The organism is Bradyrhizobium sp. Ce-3, assembly GCF_022835695.1.
Classification (GTDB): domain Bacteria; phylum Pseudomonadota; class Alphaproteobacteria; order Rhizobiales; family Xanthobacteraceae; genus Bradyrhizobium.
Genome location: NZ_BQUV01000011.1, coordinates 218,671 through 243,738, shown reverse-complemented (window position 1 = coordinate 243,738; position 25,068 = coordinate 218,671). Strand labels below are relative to the sequence as shown.

The window sequence follows — 25,068 nt, the reverse complement described above, 5'->3', positions numbered from 1 at the left end:
GCGGATGTCCCCTAACGCATTATCCAGACTTGGATTCGAACTCGGCCACGCGAAATTCCGTAACGGAATCAATGGCTGTCCGGCACCGTAACACAACTCCCGGCGCGGCTTCCACCCGAAAGGTAGCAGCGCGACGGCGTCGGTCGCGCGGTCACGGAGACGTCATGCTCGCCGAGCCATCGCGTCGGCAGGCGCAAGCCGGCCGGCCGCGATCATCAGATGTCGATGGTGGCGCTGAGCGAGTTTTCCTGGATGAAGTCGCGGCGCGGTTCGACCACGTCGCCCATCAGCTTGGTGAAGATGTCGTCGGCCTCGTCGACCTCCTTGATCTTCACCTGGAGCAGCGAGCGCGCCTCGGTGTCCAGCGTGGTCTCCCACAGCTGCTCCGGATTCATCTCGCCGAGACCTTTGTAGCGCTGCAGCGAGATGCCCTTGCGCGCAGCGTCGGTCACGGCCTCGAACAGGTCGATCGGCCCATGGATGGTCTGCTCGGCATCCTTGCGACGCAGCTTGCCGGCGCGGACGTAGATCTCCTGCAGCCTGGTCGCATATTCGTCGAGCTTGCGTGCGTCGGCCGAGCCGAGGAAGGCGTCGTCGATCACGGCCGCTTCCTTGACGCCGCGCACCGTGCGCTCGAAGTGGAAACCCTGGCCTTCCGTGAAGGTGCCGACCCAGCCGCGCTCGACCTCTTCGGCCACGGCGTCCAGCCGCTTGGCGATGTATTCGGCCGCCGAGTTGGCGGTCGCGATATCGCTGGTGATCCTGGGGTTCAGCACGCCTGCGATCGCGGCCTGCTCGATGACCGCGCGGTTGTAGCGGCTGTGCAGGTTGCGCAGCACGGAGCGGATGATCCGCGCGTCTTCGACCAGCGACAGCAAATCGCGGCCCGAGCGGTCGTCGCCGGAGGCCGGCTTGAAGACGCATTCGTCGAGCCCGGTCGAGATCAGGTAATCCTCCAGCGCGCGCTCGTCCTTCAGATACTGCTCGGACTTGCCGCGCGAGACCTTATAGAGCGGCGGCTGGGCGATATAGAGAAAGCCGCCGTCGATGATCGAGCGCATCTGGCGATAGAAGAAGGTCAGCAGCAGCGTGCGGATGTGGGCGCCGTCGACGTCGGCGTCGGTCATCACGATGATCTTGTGGTAGCGCAGCTTGTCGACCGAGAAATCATCGCTGATGCCGGTGCCGAGTGCGGTGATCAGGGTGCCGATCTGTTCGGACGACAGCATCTTGTCGGGGCGCACGCGCTCGACATTGAGGATCTTGCCGCGCAGCGGCAGCACCGCCTGGAACTCGCGGTTGCGGCCCTGCTTGGCGCTGCCGCCTGCCGAGTCGCCCTCGACGATGAACAGTTCGGACTTGGCGGGGTCCTTCTCCTGGCAGTCGGCGAGCTTGCCGGGCAGCGAGGAGACGCTGAGCGGGCTCTTGCGGGTCAGCTCGCGGGCTTTTCGCGCGGCCTCGCGGGCTGCGGCGGCCTGGATCACCTTGCCGACGATTTCCTTGGCTTCCTTCGGATTCTCCTCGAACCAGGCGGCAAGCGCCTCGTTGAGGACGTTCTCGACCACCGGTCGAACCTCCGAGGACACCAGCTTGTCCTTGGTCTGCGACGAGAATTTCGGATCGGGCACCTTCACCGACAGCACCGCGGTGAGACCTTCGCGGCAGTCGTCGCCGGTCAGCGCGATCTTTTCCTTCTTCGCATTGGCCTCGGCATAGCCGTTGACCTGGCGCGTCAGCGCGCCGCGGAAACCGGCCAGATGGGTGCCGCCGTCGCGCTGCGGGATGTTGTTGGTGAAGCACAGCACGTTCTCGTGGTAGCTGTCGTTCCACCACAGCGCGGCCTCGACGCCGATGCCGTTGGCTTCCGAGCGCACCATGATCGGCTTCGGCACGATCGCCTTCTTGTTGCGGTCGAGATATTTGACGAATTCCTCGACGCCGCCGGAATAGTGCATCTCCTCGCGCTTCTCGACCGCGTGGCGCATGTCGGAGAGCACGATGTTGACGCCGGAATTGAGGAAGGCGAGCTCGCGCAGCCGGTGCTCGAGCGTCGCGAAATCATATTCGATGTTCTTGAAGGTTTCGGGCGAGGCGAGGAAGGTGACCTCGGTGCCGCGTTTGCCCGGGGCATCGCCGACCACCTTGAGCGGCGCCACGGCGTCACCGTGCGCGAATTCGATGTAGTGCTCCTTGTCGTCGCGCCAGATCCGCAAGCCGAGCTTGCTGGACAGCGCGTTGACCACGGAGACGCCGACGCCGTGCAGGCCGCCGGAGACCTTGTAGGAGTTCTGGTCGAATTTGCCGCCGGCATGGAGCTGGGTCATGATGACCTCGGCCGCCGAGACGCCTTCTTCCTTGTGGATGTCGACCGGAATGCCGCGGCCGTCGTCGTACACGGTGACGGAATTGTCGGCGTTGAGCGTGACCAGGACGCGGCTCGCATGGCCCGCCAGGGCTTCGTCGATCGCATTGTCGACGACCTCGTAGACCATGTGGTGCAGGCCGGACCCGTCGTCGGTGTCGCCGATATACATGCCGGGCCGCTTGCGCACGGCATCGAGGCCCTTCAGCACCCGGATCGATCCCGCGTCGTATTCGCCCGATGCGGGATGCTCAGATTCGGCAGGGGTCTGCCGGGCAGGTTCTGTCATGTGAGGCCTTCGAGGATGTCCCGAATCAGCTGCACAAAATGAGGCGCTGATTCCGCTATTTGTGCCATGAAAGAGGTGTTGCGCCTAGCGCAAAGTCTCTGTCTGCAAAGTATTGAATAGATGGGATTTTTTAGGCCTTTTTCAAGGTCTTCAAAGGCCGATTCCGGGGGCTCTGAAAAGCCCGATTCGAGGGCGGATTCGGAGCCCTTGTCGAGGCCGATTCTGCGCCGCCGGAAACATCATCGGACCAGGCTGAATTGGAGCGGCTACGGAGGCTCGCTTCGCCCCGCCCGGCATAGGCAAACCGGGGGGCGGCGAGGGATGCCGGCGTAATTTCGGAATATTAGAATAATGCTCCTGAGTTGCCCGACGTGTCAAGCTGCCTGGTCGAATGCTGGCCGCCGGCTACTTTGCATGGGGTTGTTTTCGATATTTTGGCGATGCGCTCCGCAACAACGCCATCGCTTCAGATGGCCCAAGAGCGTTTTCGAGCGAAGTGGGTACCGGTTCGCGTAAAGAAAACGCGTCGAAACACGAACCTAGCCAATCAGCCGCGCCGTGTGGCGCGGCCGGATTCGACGTCGAAAATCTCCCCGCGCGGGCCGATATCGACGAACGCCGCGGGATCGGCGCCGGTCATCCAGACCTGCGCGCCGAGCTTGGCGAGTTCCTCGAACAGCGCCTTGCGGCGGTTCGGATCGAGATGGGCGACGACCTCGTCGAGCAGCAATAGCGGCACGATGCCGGTCATCTCCGCGACCATCGTCGCATGCGCCAGCACCAGCCCGATCAGGAGCGCCTTCTGTTCGCCGGTGGAAGCATCGCGCGCCGGCATGTTCTTCGGCGCGTAGAGCACCTGAAGGTCGGTCAGATGGGGGCCGTCCAGCGTGCGCCCGGCGGCGGCGTCGCGTGGCCGGCTGGCGCGCAGGATTTCGCGGTAGCGGTCTTCCACTGCGGTCGCGGGCTCCTGCAGCAGTGCGTTCTCCATCCAGCCATCGAGCATGATCTCGGCGGACGGGAACGCCGAGGCCGCGCCGCGCGCGCGCAGCATCACGGCGAGCTTGGCCGCGGTCTGGCCGCGCGATGCGGCGACCGCGACCGCAAGCTCCGCGGTCTCGCGCTCGATTGCATCACACCAATGGTCGTCGTAATTGCGCACCTCGAGCAGCCGGTTGCGCGAACGCAGCGAGCGCTCCAGCGCCGACACCCGGCTGGAATGCTCGGAATCGATCGCCAGCACCAGGCGGTCGAAGAAGCGCCGCCGTTCCGACGCAGCGCCCATGAACAGGCCGTCCATCGCCGGCGTCAGCCAGACGATGCGCAGATGATCGCCGAACGCGGTTGCGGAACCCACCGGCTCGCGATCGATCCGGCAGCGCCTTGAGTTGCTCGCCTCGCCGGTCGGGGGATCGATGCCGGTGCCGAGCGTGGCGAGGCCGAGCGCGCCCTCGACTTCGGCGGAAACCGCCCAGGAGCCGTCGCCCTGATTGTCGGCGATGTCCTCCAGGGTGGCGCGGCGCAGGCCGCGGCCCGGCGACAGGAACGAGACCGCCTCGATGCAATTGGTCTTGCCGGCGCCGTTCGGCCCGACCAGCACCACCATGTCGCCCGCGACCTGCAGCGTCGCCGCCCGGTAATTGCGGAAATGCGTCAGCGACAGGCGATGAATGCGGGACGGGGTCATCTCAGCTCGTCATTGCCGGGCAGTCGTGCCCAGCCACGACGCAATCTAGTGCCGATGCGCGCGAAGAGAAGTGCGTCACACCCGCATCGGCATCAGCACGTAGAGTGCGCCCTTGCTGTCCTTGTCCTGCACCAGGGTCGGCGAGCCGGGATCGGCGAGCTTCAGCACCGCGACCTCGCCCTCGATCTGGGCGGCGATGTCGAGCAGATAGCGCGAGTTGAAGCCGATATCGAGCGCGTCGGAGGCGTACTCGACCTCGATTTCTTCGGTGGCGCTGCCGGAATCCGGGTTGGTGACCGAGAGCACCAGCTTGCCAGCGGACAGCGCGAGCTTCACCGCGCGGCCGCGTTCGCTGGAGATGGTCGAGACGCGGTCGACGGCGGCCTCGAAATCCTTCTTGTCGACGACCAGTTCCTTGTCGTTGTTCTGCGGGATGACGCGGCCATAGTCCGGGAAGGTGCCGTCGATCAGCTTCGAGGTCAGCACCACATTGCCGAGCGTGAAGCGGATCTTGCCGTCCGACAGCTCGATCGCGATCTCGGCGTCGTCGCCCTCGATCAGCCGCTGCACCTCGCCGACGGTCTTGCGCGGTACGATCACGCCGGGCATGCCGGTTGCGCCTTTGGGCAGCGCGAGGTCGATCTGGGCCAGGCGGTGGCCGTCGGTCGCAACGCCGCGCAAGGTCGCTGCCTTGGCGCTGCCGGCGGCGTGCAGATAGATGCCGTTGAGGTAATAGCGGGTCTCTTCGGTCGAGATCGCAAACTGCGTGCGGTCGATCAGGCGCTTGATGTCGGAGGCCGGCAGCGAGAACGAATGCGTCATGTCGCCGGCGGCAAGGCCCGGGAAGTCGCTCTCGGGCAGGGTTTGCAGCGTGAAGCGCGAGCGGCCGGCGCGCACTGCGAGCACCGAGCGGTCGCCGTCGGCCTCCAGCACGATCTGCGAGCCGTCCGGCAGCTTGCGGACGATGTCATAGAACATGTGCGCGGGCACCGTGGTCGAGCCGGCGGTTCCGGTCTCGGCGGCCAGGGTCTCCGTCACCTCGAGATCGAGGTCGGTCGCCTTCAGCGACAATTTGGCGCCCTCGGCGCGGATCAACACGTTGCCGAGGATCGGGATGGTGTTGCGGCGCTCGACCACGCGATGGACGTGACCCAGCGATTTCAGCAGTTGCGCGCGCTCGACGGTGACCTTCATTGCAATACCCGCCAGATCCCTCAGATGGAAAAGCCGGGCGGCCGTTCAGGGCAGCACCGCGGCATTGGAAACCCGAAAAGCCGGATCAATACCGGATTTGATCAAACCCACGGGGGGACCGCAAGGTGGCGCGGATGGGCGGCCGGTGCAAGGGATAGAGGCGCGAAACGGGCCCCGTTCCCCACGTTTTGGGTCGGAAAAAAGTTTAGCCCTCCCCTCTTGCTAAGGGGAGGGCCATGGAACGCGCCGGCCTGACGCGGCCGCCTTATTCCTGCAGTCCTATTCCTGCAGCTGACGCTTCAGCGATTCGACTTCCTCCGACAGCGTCGTGTCCTTGGCGACCAGTGCCTCAATCTTGCGCACGGCGTGCAGCACCGTGGTGTGGTCGCGGCCGCCGAAGCGCCGGCCGATCTCCGGCAGCGAGCGCAGGGTCAGCGTCTTCGCCAGATACATCGCAACCTGGCGCGGGCGCACCACGTTGGCGGTACGGCGGGACGACAGCAAGTCGGAGCGGCTGACATTGTACTGCCGCGCGACCACGCGCTGGATGTCCTCGATCTTGATCCGCTTCGGCTCCTGCGGGCGGATCAGGTCGCGCACCTCGCGCTCGGCCATTTCCAGCGTCACCGGCTGGTTGTTGAGCTTGGAATGCGCCAGCAGGCGGTTGATCGCGCCTTCGAGGTCGCGGCCGTTATGGGTGATGGTGCGCGCCAGATAGTCGAGCACTTCCTCCGGCACCTCGAAGCTCGCGTGGTGGACGCGGGCGGCGGCGACGCGCGACTTCAGGATGCCGAGCCGCAGTTCTTCGCCGAGCGAAGCCATCTCGACCACGAGACCGCCGGCGAGCCGCGAGCGCACCCGGTCGTCGAGGCTTTCCAGATCCGAGGGCGGACGGTCGGCCGCGATCACGACCTGGCGGCCGGCATCGATCAGCGCGTTCAGCGTGTGGCAGAACTCGGCCTGCGTCGACTTGCCCTGCAGGAACTGCAGATCGTCGATCACCAGCACGTCGATGCCGCGCAGCGCCTCCTTGAACGCCAGCGCCGTCTGCGTCTTCAGCGCCGCGACGAAGCCGTACATGAACTTCTCGGCGGTGAGATACAGCACCTTGCGCTCGCCGCCGGAATTGCCGGCCCAGGTCACCGCCTGCAGCAGATGGGTCTTGCCGAGGCCGACGCCGGCATGAATGTAGAGCGGATTGAACATCACGGGATCGCCGCGGCGTCCTTCAGCGACCTGGCGCGCGGCCGCATGGGCCAGCGTGTTGGAGCGGCCGACCACGAAGCTTGCGAAGGTCAGGCGCGGATCGAGCGGCGAGCCGCCGAGCGCGTCATGGCTGGCGGACACCGGCGCGGTCGCGACCGAGCGCAGTTCAGGCGCGGGACGACCGTCGTGGCGCTCGACACGGCGCGCTTCGACCGGAGCAACCGCTTCCCTGGCCGGGGCCATCGCACGGATCGCGGAGCGCACGGTGAGGTCGATGCGATGCACTTCGGGCATCTCGGCCTGCCAGCAGGAGAGCACGCGCTCGGCGTAATGCGCCTGGATCCAGCTCTTGAGGAACCGGGTCGGAACCGACAGGTGCACGCTCTCATCGTGCACGCTCTCCAGATCCATCCGCGCAAACCAGCTCGTGTAAACGTCCTCGCCAACGCTCGTCCGCAAACGTCCCTTCACGCGCGACCAGCGATCCTGTTCCGTGTTCGTCATTGCTTTCGTACTTCCAAGTCTGAGAGATAATTGTTGCGAAAGCGCCGCGCAGGGCTCCTGCCACGACGCGACCTCCAGCGGGCGCGGTCTGCTCCGGACAAAGCTCTCCCGTGTGGCGGCCATGCGCCACGCGACAGATCAGCTGTTTGGAGAAGATGCGTCCCGCGAGGTCAGCGCGTACTCGACGGCCGCTGCGGGTAAGAGCCAACGTCCGAGGGGTTGATTACGGCACCACTGGAAATCTGCACTTCAATTGTCGTTGGTTCGACTGCAGTGATGATACCGTAAGGCATAAGTCCTCCCCCTCCCACCGCGACGTATCGCGGCAAGTTGTCAGCTTGCTGGTGTCTAAAATTCGAACTGCCGCTACCGAACACCGAAATGCCCGGCGCTTCGCCGCCGCGTGTCGTCGTCAACCCGTTCGCTTGCGCCGCGTTCCCGCTGCCAGATTCCGACTGACGTCCTGGTCTCTCTTGTTCGATCCCCCAAATTGCCGGGGACATCGCCGGAGATATTTTGACACAGGTCGGTCGTCCGTCCTCATATCGCTATGAGCCGTCAATCCAGCTTCGCTTGGAAAGCGTCGCTAACGCACACACCGCCGCCGATTTGTGCGTCCGCCCCAGGGTCTCAAACCGCGCTGATCTGGAGAGCCGTGGGCGTCGCGAACAAGAAATAAATACACCAAGCGCATTTTCTGACAATCCGTGGATTCGACGGGGATCGTGACTCTTCGCGACTGTTGCGGCGTTGCCGATGCTGAGTTGCGAAAGCAAGTTTTTGAATCAGCGCACAGAATCACGCGTGTCACAAACGACGGTGCAATACCAAAAATTTTTCATAGAAAATTTACATTTGGTCTCGCGCCGGTCATTTTTCCAATCGCTGTCCGGCGCTATGTGCATAAGTAATTCGCGAGACGTGATTTTTCACGATTACTTTTGCAGGGTAACCCCGCTTCGCAATTTTCAGCGCGAAATGTTCGCGCGCTATTCCATCTATCCAGCTTAGCGCACAACAATCTCTGCGCGAGTGCGCTGCGTTAAGCATGTTGAGCCGGTAGAACTACGGACGCGACGAAACATGACACGCAGTTCGTTGCGCGGCAACGTGCATTGTTCTCGCGCTATGAAACTTCCACGACAAAAGACGAGACGAAAACAAAAAGCCCGGCGTGAGCCGGGCTTCGTGACAGATGCGTTTTCGGTCAGCTCGTGCGACGAGCTTTACGCGATGAGCTTACTTCGCGAGCTTGGCGATGCTCTGCGTGAGGCGCGACACCTTCCGGCTCGCGAGGTTCTTGTGAATGATGTTGCGCTGCGCTGCCTTCATCAGTTCGGGCTCGGCCTTGCTCATCGCCTTGAGTGCCGCCTCGCGGTCGCCGCTCTTGATCGCTTCCTCGACGGTGCGCACCGCGCCACGCATCTGCGTGCGGCGCGACTTGTTGACGATGGTGCGGCGGGCAATCTTGCGGGTCGCCTTCTTGGCGGAGGTGGTGTTGGCCATGGTTCTCTAACTGTCCTTCGGCGGTGATCGCTCGGTGGTCGGGCTTGCGCGCACCGGCCGGTTCAAATCTCAACTCTGATGTAGTTGTCCAAGGTGGCTTTCTTGGGTGTCCTTGAGGCGGCCATCCGAAGAGCGCAAAATGCTGCCCCCGCATGCGGCACTGTCCAAAGAACAGCGGCGGCAGGATTGCGCCCGCCGCCATCGGCCGGTCTTATAAATGGCGCAGGCAGCACCGTCAACGCTTTCGGGACCGAAAAACGGCCTGAAATCGGGCCTTTCAGGCCCGGATAAGCCGCTGAAGAGGTTGAATTTCCGGGAGGCGCCCGGTAAGGCCTGACGACGCGTGGGGCGCGACAGGGAGTTTGGGTGACGCATGATCCGCGGCTTTTTCCGTCTGATCGGCCTTCTGCTGCTGGCTGGCAGCTTCATCTTCATGGTCTATGACGGGGCCCGCTTCGTCGCCGACCAGAGCCTGCGGTTCACCCAATTCGGCCAGTTCTGGAACGACATCCACCAGTCGAGCCAGCAGGCGTTCCATGCCTGGGTGGATCGTGTCGCGCCCTGGCTCTGGAACAGTGTGATCCGCCTGGTGCTGGAGCAGCCGGTGTTCGCGGTGCTCGGCATCGCCGGCATCCTGCTGATGGTCCTGTTCCGGCCGCGCAAGCCCCTGATCGGCTACGCGCGCGACTGACCGGGCGGCGGCGCTCCGTAACGGGGCTGCCATCATCTGCGTAAGGACATATATAGGTGACAGCCGGCCCGCTGGCCGAAGCCCGCGTCGGCCGATGTCCCGCCCGGAGGTAATCCATGTTGTTCATGCGCAAGACCACCGCGTTGCCGAGCGCCACCGAGGCGCTGCCGGGCCGCGCCACGCCGATCCCGACCGCGACCACCCATTTCGTCAACGGCAGCAAGTTGCTGCCGCCCTATCCGCAAGGTCTCGAGCAGGCCGTGTTCGGGCTCGGCTGCTTCTGGGGCGCGGAGCGCAAGTTCTGGGAACTCGGCGACGGGATCTACACCACCGCGGTCGGCTATGCCGGCGGCCACACGCCGAATCCGACCTATGAGGAGGTGTGCTCGGGACGCACCGGCCACACCGAAGTGGTGCTGGTCGTGTTCGACCCGAAGAAGATCGCCTACGAGACGTTGCTGAAGACGTTCTGGGAGAGCCACAACCCGACGCAGGGCATGCGCCAGGGTAACGACATCGGCACGCAATATCGCTCCGCGATCTACACGTTCGGCGACGCGCAGCGGAAAGCTGCGGACTTGTCGCAGGCCATGTATCAGAAGGCGCTTGCCGCCAAGGGGCTCGGCGCGATCACAACGGAAATCGCGCCGGCCGGCGAGTTCTATTTCGCCGAGGACTACCACCAGCAATACCTCGCCAAGAATCCGGCGGGCTATTGCGGGCTCGGCGGCACCGGCGTGTCCTGCCCGATCGGCGTCGGCGTCAGCGCCGCCTGATGTTCCAAATCGATGGGAGGCCGGGCCTTCCGGCTTCCCGTTCGATCCTCGAAAACCGTTTATTAACCATAAGTGGTGCAAGACTGGGGCTGTCTCGTAGTTGAGGGATAGGTCCGGTGCCGGTTGCACACGCGTTACGATTGCCGATCACTGCCGTTGTGGCTGCGCTCGCGCTGTCTGGCTGCATGAGCACGTCCGGCCCCGTTGCTGTCGGCCCGCAAGGCGTCGATGCCGTCAGCTACGGTCCGGCCTACGCATCCGCTCCGGTTGCTGACGGAGGCGGCGGCGCCATCAGCGCATTGCGTTCGGCTTTCGCCAGCACTTCCCCTGGTTATGGCTATGCTGCGCCGGCCGCCCCGGTGGTTTATGCCGCTGCACCGGGTGGGCCCGCCGGTTACGACAACTCCTATCATCTCGGCCCGGGCGACAAGCTCCGCGTCGTGGTCTACGGCCAGGAAGGCCTGACCAACTCCTACGCGATCGATGCTGCCGGCGCGATCACGATGCCGCTGATCGGCTCGGTGCCGGCCCGCGGCCGCACGCCGGCCGGCCTCGCCGGCGAAATCTCGGCGCGGCTGCGCAACGGCTTCATCCGCGAACCGTCGGTGGCGGTCGAGATCGAGTCCTATCGGCCGTTCTTCATCCTCGGCGAAGTCCAGGCCCCCGGCCAATATCCCTACGTGCCGAACATGACCGTCGAGAGCGCAGTCGCGATCGCCGGCGGCTTCTCGCCGCGCGCCCGCCGCGACAGCGTGACGCTGACGCATACGGATGCGTCCGGCGCCGGCCGCTTCGTGGTGCCGATGGGTACGCCGATGAGCCCGGGCGACACGGTGTTAGTCGGCGAACGCTGGTTTTAGCGACATTTCTCCGCCGTCATTCCGGGCTCGCGCTTCGCGCGCGCCGGAATGACGATGGTCAGAGATGCGTTCTAGCGCTTCAGATGCTTCCCGAAAAATTCCATGCTGCGCGGCCAGGCGATGTCGGCGCTGGCCTTGTCGAAGCTGGCGCGCTCGTCGCAATGGAAGCCGTGCTGTGCGCCGGGGTAGATGAAGACCTCGACCTCGGGCCGCTTCGCCTTGATGGTCTCGACATCGCTCAAGGGAATGCCGGCATCCTTCTCGCCGAAATGCAGCTGCGTCGGCACCGCCGGCCTGTCGTCGGCGAAGCGGATGATGGCGCCGCCATAATAGCCGATCGCGGCCGACAGCCCGGTCAGCTTGGTCGCGGCCGCATAGGCGATGCTGCCGCCGAGGCAGAAGCCGATGATGCCGACCGGTCCGGCCGACTTCACCGCGTCGATCGCCGCCTGGCTGTCGCGCAGCATCGCGGCAAAGTCCGGATTGGCGACGAACTTCCGCGCCTCGGCAACTTCGTCGGGCGAGTAGCCGCTCTGGAAGTTCGGCGTGATGCGGTCGAAGATCGCGGGCGCAATCGCGACGTAGCCTTCCTTGGCCAGCCGGTCGCAGACCGAGCGGATGTGGTGATTGACGCCGAAGATCTCCTGGATCACGACCACCGCGCCCTTCGGCGCGCCGGCAGGATCGGCACGATAGGCGCCGAGTTCAAATCCGTCCGACGCTTTCAGCTTGATGTCTTGTCCCATGGTCCATCCTTGTCATGTTGGGGGTTGCATGAAGGTCATCGATGAGGTTTAGCGCCACATCCAGTTCTCGCCCCAGTCGGCCTTCCAGCCGGTCAGCCGGTGCTTGCGGAATTGCAGGAAGAGACGGTCGTGGTGCGGGAACAGTCCGCTGCCGCCGAGGTCGCGGAAGGTCAGGAAGATCTCGTTGCCGGGCCGGCCGCTGACATAGGTGAAAGGCGTGCCGAGCGCGCGCTGCGCATCCGCGACACCCATGCCGAACACCAGCGGGGTGTTGTTCGACAGCGTCGCGGTGAACGTGGACGGGGCTGTTACGAACGGCAGCTTCTGCGCGCTCGCAACGGTCGTGGCCACAGTCAGCAACAGGGCGACGGCGATCGTCTTCATGGCTTGTCCTTCATCCGGCCTTTCCCAGCGCGCCGGCCTCGAGGCCATCCAGGAACGGCTGCACGGCGGCGATGAAGGCCTGCGGCTGGTCGATGTTGACGGCATGGCCGGCGTTCGGGATCACCGCCTTCTGCGCGCCCGGGATCTTTGCCGCCATGTAGTCGGACGCCGCCAGGAACGGCGTGTCGTCGGCGCCGACCACAACCAGCGCTGGTACCTTGATCGCAGGCAGCGACTCGATCACCCGTGCGTCGCGCTGCGCCAGCATGCCGCGCGCCGCGAGCGCGAGCCCCCTGGCGTTGCGATGCGTGACCGATGCGCGCTCGGCGCTGAGCGATTTCAGCACCTCGAGCCCTTCGCGATCGAAGCGGTCGCCGGTGTCGCGGGCGCGCTTGTTCCAGGCCTCGCGCGCGTCGTCCTTCTTGAAGCCCGGGCCGGTGTCGATGATCAGAAGCGCGCGCACCCGCTCCGGATGGGCGCGGTGAAAGGCGAGCGACATGTAGCCGCCGAGCGACAGCCCGCCGACGATCGCCTGGTCGGCGCCGGCGGCGTCGAGCAGGGCGGCGATGTCGCCCACGGTCAGGGCTTCACTATAAGCATCGGGATCGTCGGGGTAGTCGGACTGGCCGTGCCCGCGCATGTCCCAGAGGATCAGCTTGTGCCGCTTCGACAGCGCCTCGATCTGTCCCTGCCACATCGTGGAGGTCGACGAATAGCCGTGGGTGAGGATCAAGGGCGGACCGCTGCCGTGAATCTCATAGTAGATATCGACGCCGCTCCGGTTGAGCTTGGCCATTGACGGGCTCCTTCTGTTGTCGATGTCGGGGCCGGCAGCGCTACCGACCTTGGTAGGAGTGATCGATACGGCATCAATGCTGGCATTTCAAAAACTTCATGCCGTTGCCGCATCGCACAACGAGTAGTTTTCGATATTTATTCTTTTCGAGCAATTCCAAATTGGATTGCCTCCGGCCGGGAACCGGATCATTGTTTCGGCAACTGTCGCTTACCCGGTGGGCGCCAGCCATGACCCAACAGTGAGTTGCCGCCGTAAGCGGCTTCCGACACCGGAAGGGGAGAGAGATGCCAAATCTCAATATCAACGGACGGAATATGTCCGTCGAGGCGGCCAATGACACGCCGCTGCTTTGGGTCATCCGCGAGCAATTGCAGATGACGGGCACCAAATTCGGTTGCGGCGCCGGTCTCTGCGGCGCCTGCACGGTTCACCTCAACGGCGAAGCGGTGCGGTCCTGCCAGACTTCCGTCTCCGACGCCGTCGGCAAGAAGATCACCACCATCGAAGGTCTCTCCGCCAAGGGCGATCATCCCTTGCAGAAGGCCTGGGTCGCCGAGCAGGTGCCGCAATGCGGCTACTGCCAGTCCGGCCAGATCATGCAGGCGGCGGCGCTGCTGTCGAAGAACACCAACCCGACGAAGGAAGAAGTGGTCGCGCATATGGACGGCAATCTGTGCCGTTGCATGACCTATTCACGAATCCAGAAGGCGATCATGCGCGCTGCGTCCGACATGCGCACCGCATCGGCCACCGGATCCGAGCGGAGGGCCACATGAACAAGCACGTGAAAAACCTCGCCCCTGAGACGACCGATCTCAGCCGCCGTTCCTTCCTGGTCGGCACCGCTGCAACCGGCCTCGTGCTCGGTTACGCCGGATCCGGCATCGATCAGGCGCTCGCGGCGCCCGCGCCGGCCAATTTCGAGCCGAGCGTCTGGTATTCGATCGCGCCCGACGGTCTCGTCACCGTGACCTGCGGCAAGGCCGACATGGGCCAGCACGTCGCCTCGACCATGGCGCAGATCGTCGCCGAAGAGCTCGGCGCGAGCTGGAAGGACATGCGGGTTCAGCTCGCCTCCAACGATCCGAAGTTCAACGATCCCGTGCTCGGCGCGCAGATCACCGGCGGCAGCTGGTCGACGATGATGAACTTCGACGCCATGAGCCGCGCCGGCGCAGCCGGCCGTATCGCACTGACCGAGGCGGCGGCGACCGCGATGGGCGTGCCGGCCAGCGAGCTGGTGGTGCGCGCGTCGACGATCAGCCATCCGAAGTCGAAGAAGTCGATGTCGTTCGCCGACGTCGTGAAGAGCGGCAAGGCGACCAAGACCTTCACGGCTGATGATCTGAAGGCGATCAAGCTGAAGACGGCCGACCAGTACACCATGATCGGCGTCTCGGTGCCGCAGCTCGACATTCCATTGAAGGTCAACGGCACGGCCAAGTACGGCATCGACGTGATGCTGCCGGGCATGGTCTACGGCGCTTTGGTCACCCCGCCGGTGCGCTACGGCGCCACCGTGAAGTCGGTCGACGATAGCGCGGCCAAGAAGGTGCCGGGCTTCATCAAGGCCGTCACGCTCGACGACAAGACCACCACCACGACCGGCTGGGTGGTCGCGGTCGCCAACACCTATGCCAACGCCAAGAAGGCGGCCGAGGCGCTGAAGATCAGCTATGACGGTGGTCCGAACGCCAAACTGTCGAGCGAGTCGCTGTTCGCCGAGGCCAAGCGGCTTCAGGGCTTGAGCGATTCCGGCGAGTTCTTCGTCAAGGACGGCGATCCGAACGCGGCCTTCGGCTCGGCGGCCAAGGTGCTGGAGGCGGATTACACCACCAACATCAACATCCACGCGCCGATGGAGCCGATGAACGCCACCGCGGAGTTCAAGGGCGACATCCTGCACATCTATTCCGGCAACCAGTTCGCGACGCGCTCCGGTGCGATCGCGGCCGGCGCCGCCGGGATCGATCCGAAGTTCGTGGTGATGCACCAGATGTGGCTGGGCGGCGGCTTCGGCCGGCGTCTCGACGCCGACATGATGGTGCCTGCGGTGCAGGCGGCCAAGGCTACAGGCAAGCCGGTCAAGGTCATCTACACGCGCGAGAACGACATGACGATGGACTTCTCGCGTCCGTTGACCTTCCAGAAGATCAAGGCCGGCGTGGACGGCGACGGCAAGATCGTCGCATTGAGCCACGACGTGGTGTCGGCCTGGCCGACCCAGCGCTGGGGGATCCCTGATTTCCTGACGCCGTCGGTCGACAAGAAGGGGCCGCTCGACTCGTTCACCGTGAACGGGTCGGACTTCTTCTACACCGTGCCCAACCACTATGTGCGGGCGATCAAGAACGAGATGGCGCACAACGCCACCCCGTCGGGTCAGCTCCGCTCGGTGGCGCCGGGCTGGACGTTCTGGGCGGTCGAAAGCATGATCGACGAGATCGCGCATGCGACCGGCAAGGACCCGGCACAGCTGCGCATCTCGCTGCTCGACGGCAAGGGCAAGAATGACGGCGGTGCGCAGCGTCTCCGCAACACCTTGCTCGCTGCGATGGGTCTTGCCGGCTACGGCACCAAGCAGCTGCCCAAGGGCGAAGGCATGGGCGTGGCCTGCGTGTCGTCGCAGGAGCGCGCCACGGCGAGCTGGACTGCCTGCGTCGCCCATGTCGCCGTCGCCCCGTCGGGCGAGGTGACGGTGAAGAAGCTGACGGTTGCGACCGACGTTGGTACGCAGGTGAATCCCGACGGCATCCGGGCCCAGGTCGAGGGCGCGGCGCTGTGGGGCATGTCACTGGCGCTGTTCGAGAAGGCGACGTTGAAGGACGGCGGCATCGAGCAGACCAACTTCGATACCTACACGCCGCTTCGGATGAGCCAGCTGCCGGAAGTCGCGGTCAACGTCATCGCCAATGGCGAGAAGGCGACCGGCGTCGGCGAGCCTGCGGTGACGGTGGTGGCGCCGGCGATCGGCAACGCCGTCTTCAACGCGGTCGGTGCCCGCGTCCGCGGCCTGCCGATCACCGCGGAGGCCGTCAAGGCTGCGATGAAGGCGTAATGGCCTGAACCAATGAGGACGCCGGGGAGCGCTGCGCTCTCCGGCGTTTTTCTTTTGCGGCGCTCGCGGGTGAAGTCGCAAAATTCATGATTCACCGGCGATGCGTCCGGTTCGATTGATTTCCGGCTTGCCTGATTTTGCAGGCGGATTCCACGTTCCCTCAAATTGTATCCATTGCGCTCAACCGCCGTTCAGCATCCCCATTAAGCCGGAGGGAACGCATCGTCAGGTAGCGTCCACCCGTCGGTCGTTACCGCGACGGGGATTCCATGACTGCCTTGGCCAATAACCAGACTTCGAAACGCCGTCTCCTGCTGGCGTCAGATCGAAGCGATCAGAGCAACGAACTCGCCAGCATCCTGCGCTCGGTGGGCGAGGTGGATACCGTCCCGACCTCGGATATTCCCGAGCAGCCGGCCCGCGATCTCTCCGGCATCGTCGTCGACATCAACCTGCGCTCGCCGGAAGCCGTGCAGCTGGTGCGCGCCAAGCTGCAGGCGGACGCCTATCGCGAGATGCCGCGGCTGTTCGTGCTGGCGGATGCGTTGCATCACGCCTCGATGCAGGCCTGGGCGCTCGGCGCCACCGACACGATCTCGCGGCCGTTCGATGCGCGCGGCATCCTGCAGCGCATCCGCGCCGCGTTCCCCGACGACAGCGGCTATGACGAGACCGACCGCGGCAAGGCGCTCAACCGCGGCGTCGAGGCTGCGCATGGCGTGATGGTCAAGATGTTCGAGCGGATGCGCGCCGGCGAGCCGCTCAAGTTCGAGGACATCGTTGCGGCCGAGAACAAGATCCTGAAGGCGATCAAGCACAATTCGCTCCGCGAATGGCTGACCACCGTCGGCTGCCATCACCAGGAGACCTATCGCCACTGCCTGTTCGTGACCGGCTTCGCGGTCGCCTTCTCGCAGCATCTCGGCATGCGCGACGACGACCAGCGCCGGCTCGCCCGCGCAGCCCTGCTACACGATGTCGGCAAGGCCTTCGTTCCGGTCGCGCTGCTCGACAAGCCCGGCGCCTTGACGGTCGAGGAAATGGCCGAGATGCGCGAGCATCCGCGCCGCGGCTACGAGGCGCTGTCGGCGCAGGGCGGCTTCCCGCCGGAAATGCTCGACGTGATCCTGCACCACCACGAATTCCTCGACGGCACCGGCTATCCGAACGGGCTGAGCGGCAACCAGATCAGCGACATCGTCCGCGTCACCACGATCGTCGACGTCTATGCCGCTTTGGTCGAGAAGCGCGCCTACCGGCTGCAGTTCACCCACGCCAAGGCGTTCTCCATGATGGAGGAGATGGGCGGTAAGCTCGACCAGCAATTGCTGCAGGCGTTCCGCCCGGTGGCGTTCGGGCATTATTGAGCCCTCAACCCCCGTCATTGCTTCGTCGCTTCGTCGTCGCAATGACGTGTGCGGCGCGGCCTAGCCAATCAACGCAAGTCGTGCTCCTTACCTCCGCCTAGATTCCGGTGATCATCGGCGCGACCGATGCGGAGGCGCCTGACTTGGGCGGGTGAGGACGATCATGGACACGGCAACCACCGGGGATCTCGACATCCCCGCCAATATCGCGGAAACCTTGGTCGATCCGGTCGCCTATGCCGACGACCGCATCCACGACAGCTATCGCTGGCTGCGCGCCAACAACCCGCTCGGGGTCGCCCGGCCGGAGCGCTTCGATCCGTTCTGGGTGGTGACTAAGCACGCTCATATCCAGGCGATCAGCCGGCAGAACGAGTTGTTCCACAATGCCGACCGCCCGACCACGCTGACGACCCAGGCGCTCGAGGAGCGCGTACGCAAGATCACCGGCGGCCCCAATCTGGTGCGCTCGCTGGTGCAGATGGACGCGCCCGACCATCCGAAATACCGCGCGCTGACCCAGGGCTGGTTCATGCCGGCCAATCTCGGCAAGTTCGAGGGCCGCGTCCGCGAGATCGCACGCGCCACGGTGCAGCGCATGCTCGACCGGGGCGGCGCCTGCGACTTCGTCGAGGACGTCGCGCTCGGCTATCCCCTGCACGTCATCATGGAGATTCTCGGCGTGCCCGAGGCGGACGAGCCGCGCATGCTCAAGCTGACGCAGGAGCTGTTCGGCCCGCAGGATCCCGACACCGCGCGGGTCCGCGACGCACTGAGCGCGGAACAGGTCTCGGCGATGTTGCAGGCGATCATCGCCGATTTCTCGGCCTATTTCCGCAAGATCACCGAGGAGCGCCGCCAGAATCCGCGTGACGATCTCGCCACCGTCATCGCCAACGCGAAGATCGGCGGCGACTACATGCCGGAGCACGATCAGACCAGCTACTACATGATCGTCGCGACCGCGGGCCACGACACCACCTCATCCTCGACCGCGGGCGCGATCTGGGCGCTGGCCAGGGACCCCGCGGAGTTCGCCAAGGTCAAGGCCAACCCGGAGTTGATCCCGGGCCTGGTCGACGAGGCGATCCGCTGGATGACGCCGGTCAAGCATTTCATGCGGTCGGCCACCGCGGATACCGAGCTCGGCGGCCGCAAGATCTCCAAGGGCGACTGGCTGATGCTGTGCTACGCCTCGGGCAATCGCGACGAGGAGGTGTTCGAGGACCCCGATCGCTTCCGCAGCGACCGCAAGCCCAACCGCCATGTCGCGTTCGGCTACGGCGCGCATCTCTGCCTCGGCCAGTATCTGGCCAAGCTCGAGATGCGCATCCTGTTCGAGGAGCTGCTGCCGCATTTGAAATCGCTGTCGCTCGACGGCGAGGTGAAGATGACGCAGGCCTATTTCGTCAACGGTCCGAAGAAGCTGCCGATCCGGTTCGAGGTGAACTGACGCGGCGAGGCCGCGTCATTCCAGCATCTTCCGCAACTCTGCCTTCGCGACCTTCTCCAGCGTCGAGCGCGGCATTTCGTCGACGAAGCGGATCTCACGCGGCACCTTGAAGTCGGCGAGTGCGGAGCGGCACGTGGTCATGACTCTGTCGTGCAAATCGGCCGGCAGCGCAGCAACGCCGGCCTGCGGGATGATGAAGACGACCGGCACCTCGTCCAGCATCGGGTGCTTCTTCGCCACCACGGCGGCCTCGCGGACGCCCGGCACCACCGCGATCACCTGCTCGATTTCGGAGGCCGCGACATTCTCGCCGCCGACCTTCAGCATGTCCTTGGAGCGATCGCCGAACTTGATGTAGCCGCGCTCCAGCATGGTGACGCGGTCGCCGGTGATGAAATAGCCGTGCTCGTCGAAGCTCTCGCGCGTGGCCTTCTCGTTGTGCAGATATTCGGCGAACAGCGACAGGCCGGGAATGCCCTTGATCAGCAGATTGCCGGTCTCGCCGACGCCGGTCGGCGTGCCGTCATCGTTGACGATGCGGATTTCATATTCCGGTGCGGCGCGGCCGATCGACATCGGCGTGTTGGGCTGATCGACCTCGCCGATGATGCCATGGGTGATGGTCTCGGTCATGCCCCACCAGCCGATGATCTTGATGCCGAACACGCTAAACGCCGGCGGCTCGTTCACCGCGGTGCCCCAGAGCCGGAACTTGTGCTGCTTCGGAACCTCGTGCTCCAGCAGCGCCTTCATGCAGAACGGGATCGTCGAGGTCCAGGTCGCGCCGTGCTCGAGCGCCACCGGCCAGAACCGGCTCGCCGAGAAGCGCGGCTGGATCACGCAGGTGCCGCCGACCCACAAGATAGCCAGCATCGAATAGGCCAGCGCGTTGGTGTGGAACAGCGGCAGATAGGTCTGGTGCACGTCTGTCGCGTGCAGATCCTGATGCGCGGCGTTGATCTTGGCGCCCCACAGCGCGTTGGCATGGGTCCACAGCACGGCCTTCGGCCGCGACGTGGTGCCGGAGGTGTATTGCACGCTGCACGGCGCGAGCGGATCTGTCGGGCGGCGCGGCCGGTCGGCGCTGTCGGCAAACAGCGCTTCAAAACTGTCGCCGCGCGCGGGCGGTGCTGCCGGTGTTTGTCCAGCGTCGTGCGAGATCACCGCGATCCAGCGCAGCCCCTTGCAGTTGGCCGATATCAGCTCGGCATAGGCGGGTTGGGTGATCGCGGCGACGGCGCCGCAATGCCCGGCAAAATAGTCGATCTCGGCCGCGGCCGAACGGGTGTTGGTGGTGACGGCGATGGCGCCGAGCTCGACACAGGCAAACCACGACATGATCGCCTCGACGCAATTGTCGAGATGGATCAGGACATAGTCGCCTTGCCTGATGCCGCGCTTGGCGAGCCCGGCCGCGAGCGCGCCGACCCGCTCATGGAATTCGCCGTAGCTCCAGCGTCGCGCCGGCGCGTCGAACGGCGCCCAGATCAGGAACGGATGATCGCGGCGCGCCTCGGCGCGCATTCTCAGCAGCCATGGCACGTCGAGGCCGGCAAACGGTCCGACGATGCCCGGCACTGCTCTTGAACTGGTCATATGTCCTCCCGCGCAGCCTTGCCGGCCGCCATTGGTCTTGGTTGCGACCAGTTCTGCCACTTGATTGCGTGATGGGCAAATCGGGGATTTGGCGGGGGCCATCCACGTCATTGCGAGGAGCGCAGCGACGATGCAATCCATTCCGCCGCGTGGAACGTATGGATTGCTTCGCGGAGCCTGTCATCGGGCGCGCGTTCGCGCGACCCGTTGGCTCGCAGTGGCGGGGAAGGTTACGTCTCGTCAATTCTGATACGACGAGATCTCGATCAGGCTGCCGTCGGGATCACGGCAATAGACCGAGCGCAGCGTGCCGCGCGCGCCTTGCTTGGCCACCGGGCCCTCTTCGATCTTGACGCCATGGGCCTTCAGATGCGCGACCACCTCTTCAGGCGTGCTCGAGGTGAGGAAGCAGAGATCGTCGCTGCCGGCCGCTTCGTGATCGGCGGTGAACCAGTCCACCTTGTCGGCATCGCGCGGTCGCACGTTGATCTTCTGGTTGCCGAACACCAGCGAGGTGCGTGGCGTCTTGCCCTTGCCGGGGTCGAACACCTTCACCTCCATGCCGAGGATCCTGCTGTACCAGGCAACCGAGCGTACGACATCGGTGACGTTGATCACGAGATGGTCGAGCCCATTCACCTTGACGGACATGATCGATCCTTTTCGGTCCAGAGCGTTTCGGTCGAGAGCGTTTCGGTCCGGAGCGTTGCAGCTTAGTCTTTCGTCGCGGTCGGTGGCGCACGTGTCGCACTGGCCGCTTCGGACATTGTTTGTTAAAACCGCGCCGCACGCAACGCAACAGAAACGGGCAGGGCGCCAAACCCTGCTGAATCGGGAGAGACTTCATGTTTTCACGCCGCACTGCGCTGGGCCTGATCGGGTCGGGAATTTCGACATTCGCGATCGGTCGGGCGTCCGCGGCCGATTATCCGGCGCGGCCGGTGCGCTGGATCGTGGGTTATCCGCCGGGCGGTGCTACCGACATCATCGCGCGCCTGATCGGGCAGCGGTTGTCGGAGCGGCTCGGGCAGCAATTCGTGATCGAGAACAAGCCCGGCGCCGGCAACAATATCGGCACCGAGGCTGCGATCAATGCGGAGCCGGACGGCTATACCGTGCTGCTGGTCAATCCGGCGAACTACATCAACGCCTCGCTCTACGCCAATCTGAAGTTCAACTTCGTGCGCGACGTCGCGCCGGTCGCGTCCTTCAACCGCGTGCCGAACGTGATGACGGTCAACAAGGATGTGCCGGCGAAGACCATCGCCGAGTTCATCGAGTATGTGAAGGCCAATCCCGGCAAGGTGAACATGGCCTCGTCCGGCAACGGCACCTCGGTGCACCTGTCCGGCGAGATGTTCATGTCGATGACCGGCTGCAAGATGCAGCACGTGCCGTATCGCGGCGCGGCGCCCGCGATCACCGACATGCTCGGCGGCCAGGTCCAGGTGATTTTCGACAACATGCCCTCGATCATCCAGCACATCCGCTCCGGTGCGCTGCGCGCGCTCGGCGTGACGACGACGGATCGCTCCTCGCAACTGCCCGACGTGCCGGCGATCGCCGAGACCGTGAAGGGCTATGAGGCCAGCGCGCTGTTCGGCATGGGCGCGCCGAAGAACACGCCGAAGGAATTGATTGCGAAGCTCAACACCGAGATCAACGCGGTTCTCGCCGAGCCCGACATGCGGAAGCGGCTGGTCGAGCTCGGCGGCGATTCGCTGATCCAGACGCCGGACGCCTTCGGCAACGACATCAAGGCCGAAACCGACAAGTGGAAGAAGGTGGTCGAGTTCGCCGGCCTCAAGGTCGAATAGGTTTTGGGCTGCATATGCGGGACAGGTTCGGCCGCAAGCGGCGGACTTGTCTTGCATCCGCACAGCAAGATCGGCGCTCCAAGAGTTGACCGGCCTTGACGCCGAATGGAGTGGCGTTCAGGAACCTAATCCGATATGCCGCGCTTGGTTGATTGCGGCATCCTGAGAGTCGGCATCCTGAGAGTCGGAACGGGTTGGATCATGCGCACATCGCGATTGGCAGTGCTTGTGTTGGGAACGATGACGTTGGCCGGTGTGGCGGGCATCGATCGCGCCTCCGCTGATCCTTATGACTACCCGTGGTGCGCGCAGGGGCCGAGCCTCGGCTATCCCGGCGAATGCGCCTACCGGACCTATGATCAGTGCCTCGCGAGCGTGTCCGGGCGCTATCTCTCCTGCGGAGAAAACCCGCGCTTCCTGTTCGGCCAACAGTTACAGCCGGAGCCGCGGCCGTACCGGCACCGGCATCGGCACCACTGGCATTAGCCGGACGCGAGCGCACTTCAACTTTCTGCTCCCGACAATCCCAACCATCCGGCGTAGCGACGCACTGATCCTGACGCGATCGTGAAGGGCCGCGCTTGACGCCGCGCCGTTTGCGTCTATACTAAACCTTATGGTTAAGTATCAGGACGAGACGCTGGACCGCACCTTTGCGGCGCTTTCCGACCCCACCCGTCGGGCGCTGCTGGCGCGGCTCGGCGAGCAGGACAGTCTGTCGGTCAGCGAGCTGGCGCAGCCATTCGCAATGTCGTTGCCGGCGATCATGAAGCATCTCGACGTGCTCACGGATGCAGGCCTGGTCGCGCGCGAAAAGACCGGCCGCACGGTGGCCTGCCGGCTCACCGCAAGGCCGATGGAGCAGGCGATGAACTGGCTCAATCGCTATGCGCAATTCTGGTCCGACAATCTCGATCGCCTTGCCGCCTTTGTGGAGGAAGACCCATGGCAACCCAATCGGCAAACCAATCAGCAGTCGCGGCCGACGCCGGCCGTGCCCCGCGACCAAGCCTCACCCTCACGCGGCGCCTCCGCGCCCGTCCGGAAAAGGTCTACGCCGCGTGGACCGAGCCGGAAAACCTAGCGCGATGGTTCGGGCCGGGCCAGGTCAAGCCCGGCACGACGCAGGCCGAGCTCGACGTCCGCGTCGGCGGGCGCTACCGGATCAAGTTCACCGGTTCGAACGGCGAGTATCACGAGGTTGGCGGCATCTATCGCGAGGTGGTGCCGAACGAAAGACTGGTGTTCAGCTGGGCCTGGCACTCGACGCCGGAGCGCGTCTCCGAAGTGACGGTGTCGATCAAGCCTGACGCCGGCGGCACGTTGCTCACCTTCCATCACGCGCAGTTCGTCGACGAAACGGCCCGCGACAACCACCAGCGCGGCTGGACCGAATTCCTCGGCAATCTGGAACAATATATCGACGCCTGATCCGCAAAGGAGGATCGCATGTCTCAGCACACAATCGTCTCGCGCGAACAATGGATCGCGGCCCGCAAGGCGCTGATGATCAGTGAGAAGCAATTGACGCAAGCCCGCGAAGCGGTGAGCCGGCAGCGCCGCGAACTGCCCTGGGTCAAGGTCGACAAGGACTATGTGTTCGACGGCCCTGATGGCAAGGCGACGCTCGGCGATCTCTTCAAGGGCAGGCCGCAGCTCGTGGTGCAGCACGTGATGTTCGCGCCCGAGTGGGACGCAGCCTGCAAGAGCTGCTCGTTCTGGGTCGACGGTTTCGAGCGCATGGTTCCGCATCTCGCCGCGCGCGACACCACGATGGTGGCGATCTCGCTCGCGCCGCTGGCCAAGCTCGAAGCGTTCAAGAAGCGGATGGGCTGGAGCTTCGACTGGGTGTCGTCGGGCGCCAACGACTTCAACTACGATTACGGTGTGTCGTTCACGCAAGGCCAGATCGATGCCGGGGACGCGAAATACAATTACGGAACGACGCCGCTCTATGGTCCCGAGCTTCCCGGCATCAGCGTGTTCTTCCGCGACGAGAAGGGCAGCGTGTTCCACACCTACTCGACCTTCGCGCGCGGCCTCGACATGATGAATGCCGCCTATCACTATCTCGACCTGACGCCGCTCGGCCGCCACGAGGAGGGCCTGCCCTATCCGATGGACTGGGTGCGGCTACGTGACCAGTACCAACCGGCGCCGGTTCAGGCATCCTGCTGTCACAGCTGACGCGTAGCGTTTGCGCTCGTCATCCCGGGGCGATGCAAAGCATCGAGCCCGGGATCTCGAGATTCCGGGTTCACGCTTCGCGTGCCCCGGAATGACAACCACAGGAAACCCCCAATGCCCTACGTCGATGGTTTCGTCGTCGCCGTGCCCAAGAAGAAACTCAAGGCCTATGCGAAGCTCTCGAAGATGGCCGGCAAGGTCTGGCGTGAGCATGGTGCGCTGGATTATCGCGAGTGGGTCGCCGACGACGTCAAGCCGGGCAAGCTGACCTCGTTTCCGCAAAGCGTGAAACTGAAGGCCGGCGAAACCGTCGTGTTCGCCTGGATCACCTACAAGTCGCGCGCCCAGCGCGACAGGATCAACGCCAAGGTGATGGCCGATCCCCGTCTGGAGTCGATGGGCACGGGCAACGTGCCGTTCGACGTCAAGCGGATGATCTATGGCGGCTTTACCAGCCTGGTGAAGGTCTGAGGCGGCACGCCTTCGCCGCAATACGCGCAGTAACCGATCGTTAAACATCACGCCCGGCAAGCCGCGCGATGCTGCTTGCGTTTACTTGGCGATCCCGTATACTTTGCATTACAAAGTG

General features: G+C 64.5%; 22 protein-coding genes and 1 pseudogene. 13 read left to right on the top strand and 10 right to left on the bottom strand.

What is annotated here, in order from left to right:
* Window positions 1-215: 215 nt before the first annotated feature.
* From gyrB to rpsT, 5 genes are all read right to left on the bottom strand, one after another.
* Window positions 216-2,651, bottom strand: coding sequence for a DNA topoisomerase (ATP-hydrolyzing) subunit B (gene gyrB, locus BRSPCE3_RS32125; protein ID WP_244070535.1), 2,436 nt, complete (start codon window positions 2,649-2,651; stop codon window positions 216-218).
* A 547-nt stretch (window positions 2,652-3,198) separates the two neighbouring features.
* Entirely contained in the window at window positions 3,199-4,335 is a 1,137-nt protein-coding gene (gene recF / locus BRSPCE3_RS32120) for a DNA replication/repair protein RecF (protein WP_244070531.1), read from the bottom strand.
* A 75-nt stretch (window positions 4,336-4,410) separates the two neighbouring features.
* On the bottom strand, window positions 4,411-5,529 hold the full coding sequence (dnaN, locus tag BRSPCE3_RS32115) for a DNA polymerase III subunit beta (RefSeq protein WP_244070529.1): 1,119 nt from the start codon (window positions 5,527-5,529) through the stop codon (window positions 4,411-4,413).
* Window positions 5,530-5,808: 279 nt separating this feature from the next.
* Window positions 5,809-7,239, bottom strand: a complete 1,431-nt coding sequence (gene dnaA, locus BRSPCE3_RS32110; protein ID WP_244070527.1) for a chromosomal replication initiator protein DnaA — start codon at window positions 7,237-7,239, stop codon at window positions 5,809-5,811.
* A gap of 1,239 nt (window positions 7,240-8,478) precedes the next feature.
* Window positions 8,479-8,745 carry a 30S ribosomal protein S20 gene (gene rpsT, locus BRSPCE3_RS32105; RefSeq protein ID WP_029079417.1) on the bottom strand — a complete coding sequence of 89 codons (267 nt, stop codon included), beginning with the start codon at window positions 8,743-8,745 and terminating at the stop codon, window positions 8,479-8,481.
* 373 nt (window positions 8,746-9,118) lie between these two features.
* Here rpsT and BRSPCE3_RS32100 point away from each other — a divergent pair, with 373 nt between their 5' ends.
* The 3 genes from BRSPCE3_RS32100 (at window position 9,119) to BRSPCE3_RS32090 (ending at window position 11,072) form a co-directional block, all read left to right on the top strand.
* Complete coding sequence (locus BRSPCE3_RS32100) at window positions 9,119-9,436, top strand: hypothetical protein (protein ID WP_244070525.1); 318 nt, start codon at window positions 9,119-9,121, stop codon at window positions 9,434-9,436.
* A 116-nt stretch (window positions 9,437-9,552) separates the two neighbouring features.
* Window positions 9,553-10,212, top strand: a complete 660-nt coding sequence (msrA, locus tag BRSPCE3_RS32095; protein ID WP_244070524.1) for a peptide-methionine (S)-S-oxide reductase MsrA — start codon at window positions 9,553-9,555, stop codon at window positions 10,210-10,212.
* Between the two features lie 116 nt (window positions 10,213-10,328).
* Complete coding sequence (locus BRSPCE3_RS32090; protein WP_244070522.1) at window positions 10,329-11,072, top strand: polysaccharide biosynthesis/export family protein; 744 nt, start codon at window positions 10,329-10,331, stop codon at window positions 11,070-11,072.
* Between the two features lie 71 nt (window positions 11,073-11,143).
* On the opposite strand, the gene BRSPCE3_RS32085 is transcribed toward BRSPCE3_RS32090, so the two are convergent.
* The 3 genes from BRSPCE3_RS32085 to BRSPCE3_RS32075 are packed head-to-tail and all read right to left on the bottom strand — an operon-like array spanning window position 11,144 to window position 12,998.
* Window positions 11,144-11,818 carry a dienelactone hydrolase family protein gene (locus BRSPCE3_RS32085; RefSeq protein ID WP_244070520.1) on the bottom strand — a complete coding sequence of 225 codons (675 nt, stop codon included), beginning with the start codon at window positions 11,816-11,818 and terminating at the stop codon, window positions 11,144-11,146.
* A 48-nt stretch (window positions 11,819-11,866) separates the two neighbouring features.
* Window positions 11,867-12,202 (bottom strand): hypothetical protein, encoded by a 336-nt coding sequence (locus BRSPCE3_RS32080; RefSeq protein ID WP_244070518.1) that lies wholly within the window; start codon window positions 12,200-12,202, stop codon window positions 11,867-11,869.
* 10 nt (window positions 12,203-12,212) lie between these two features.
* The gene (locus BRSPCE3_RS32075; RefSeq protein WP_244070516.1) at window positions 12,213-12,998 is read right to left on the bottom strand and encodes an alpha/beta fold hydrolase; all 786 of its coding nucleotides are present in this window, start codon (window positions 12,996-12,998) and stop codon (window positions 12,213-12,215) included.
* A 287-nt stretch (window positions 12,999-13,285) separates the two neighbouring features.
* On the opposite strand from BRSPCE3_RS32075, the gene BRSPCE3_RS32070 reads away from it, so the two are divergent.
* From BRSPCE3_RS32070 to BRSPCE3_RS32055, 4 genes are all read left to right on the top strand, one after another.
* Window positions 13,286-13,777: a (2Fe-2S)-binding protein gene (locus BRSPCE3_RS32070; RefSeq protein ID WP_244070515.1), complete on the top strand. Its 492-nt coding sequence runs from the start codon at window positions 13,286-13,288 to the stop codon at window positions 13,775-13,777.
* A complete protein-coding gene (locus tag BRSPCE3_RS32065) occupies window positions 13,774-16,059 on the top strand; it encodes a molybdopterin cofactor-binding domain-containing protein (protein ID WP_244070513.1) in 2,286 nt (761 codons plus the stop codon). The genes BRSPCE3_RS32070 and BRSPCE3_RS32065 overlap by 4 nt, the downstream gene beginning before the upstream one ends.
* Before the next feature lie 269 nt (window positions 16,060-16,328).
* Window positions 16,329-17,426, top strand: coding sequence for an HD-GYP domain-containing protein (locus BRSPCE3_RS32060; protein ID WP_244070511.1), 1,098 nt, complete (start codon window positions 16,329-16,331; stop codon window positions 17,424-17,426).
* A 163-nt stretch (window positions 17,427-17,589) separates the two neighbouring features.
* A complete protein-coding gene (locus BRSPCE3_RS32055; RefSeq protein ID WP_244070509.1) occupies window positions 17,590-18,879 on the top strand; it encodes a cytochrome P450 in 1,290 nt (429 codons plus the stop codon).
* A gap of 15 nt (window positions 18,880-18,894) precedes the next feature.
* Here the strand turns inward: BRSPCE3_RS32055 and BRSPCE3_RS32050 are convergent, their stop codons facing one another.
* The gene (locus BRSPCE3_RS32050; protein WP_244070507.1) at window positions 18,895-20,475 is read right to left on the bottom strand and encodes an AMP-binding protein; all 1,581 of its coding nucleotides are present in this window, start codon (window positions 20,473-20,475) and stop codon (window positions 18,895-18,897) included.
* A gap of 240 nt (window positions 20,476-20,715) precedes the next feature.
* Window positions 20,716-21,126 (bottom strand): VOC family protein, encoded by a 411-nt coding sequence (locus tag BRSPCE3_RS32045; RefSeq protein ID WP_244070505.1) that lies wholly within the window; start codon window positions 21,124-21,126, stop codon window positions 20,716-20,718.
* Between the two features lie 194 nt (window positions 21,127-21,320).
* On the opposite strand from BRSPCE3_RS32045, the gene BRSPCE3_RS32040 reads away from it, so the two are divergent.
* From BRSPCE3_RS32040 to BRSPCE3_RS32015, 6 genes and pseudogenes are all read left to right on the top strand, one after another.
* Window positions 21,321-22,292: a tripartite tricarboxylate transporter substrate binding protein gene (locus tag BRSPCE3_RS32040; RefSeq protein ID WP_244070503.1), complete on the top strand. Its 972-nt coding sequence runs from the start codon at window positions 21,321-21,323 to the stop codon at window positions 22,290-22,292.
* Between the two features lie 201 nt (window positions 22,293-22,493).
* Entirely contained in the window at window positions 22,494-22,778 is a 285-nt protein-coding gene (locus BRSPCE3_RS32035; protein ID WP_244070500.1) for a DUF3551 domain-containing protein, read from the top strand.
* A 130-nt stretch (window positions 22,779-22,908) separates the two neighbouring features.
* Window positions 22,909-23,100: pseudogene (locus tag BRSPCE3_RS32030) on the top strand (ArsR/SmtB family transcription factor); the annotation flags it as partial.
* 137 nt (window positions 23,101-23,237) lie between these two features.
* Window positions 23,238-23,723 (top strand): SRPBCC domain-containing protein, encoded by a 486-nt coding sequence (locus BRSPCE3_RS32025; protein WP_244070498.1) that lies wholly within the window; start codon window positions 23,238-23,240, stop codon window positions 23,721-23,723.
* Between the two features lie 18 nt (window positions 23,724-23,741).
* On the top strand, window positions 23,742-24,479 hold the full coding sequence (locus BRSPCE3_RS32020) for a thioredoxin family protein (protein ID WP_244070496.1): 738 nt from the start codon (window positions 23,742-23,744) through the stop codon (window positions 24,477-24,479).
* A gap of 114 nt (window positions 24,480-24,593) precedes the next feature.
* A complete protein-coding gene (locus BRSPCE3_RS32015; protein WP_244070494.1) occupies window positions 24,594-24,950 on the top strand; it encodes a DUF1428 domain-containing protein in 357 nt (118 codons plus the stop codon).
* Window positions 24,951-25,068: the final 118 nt, after the last annotated feature.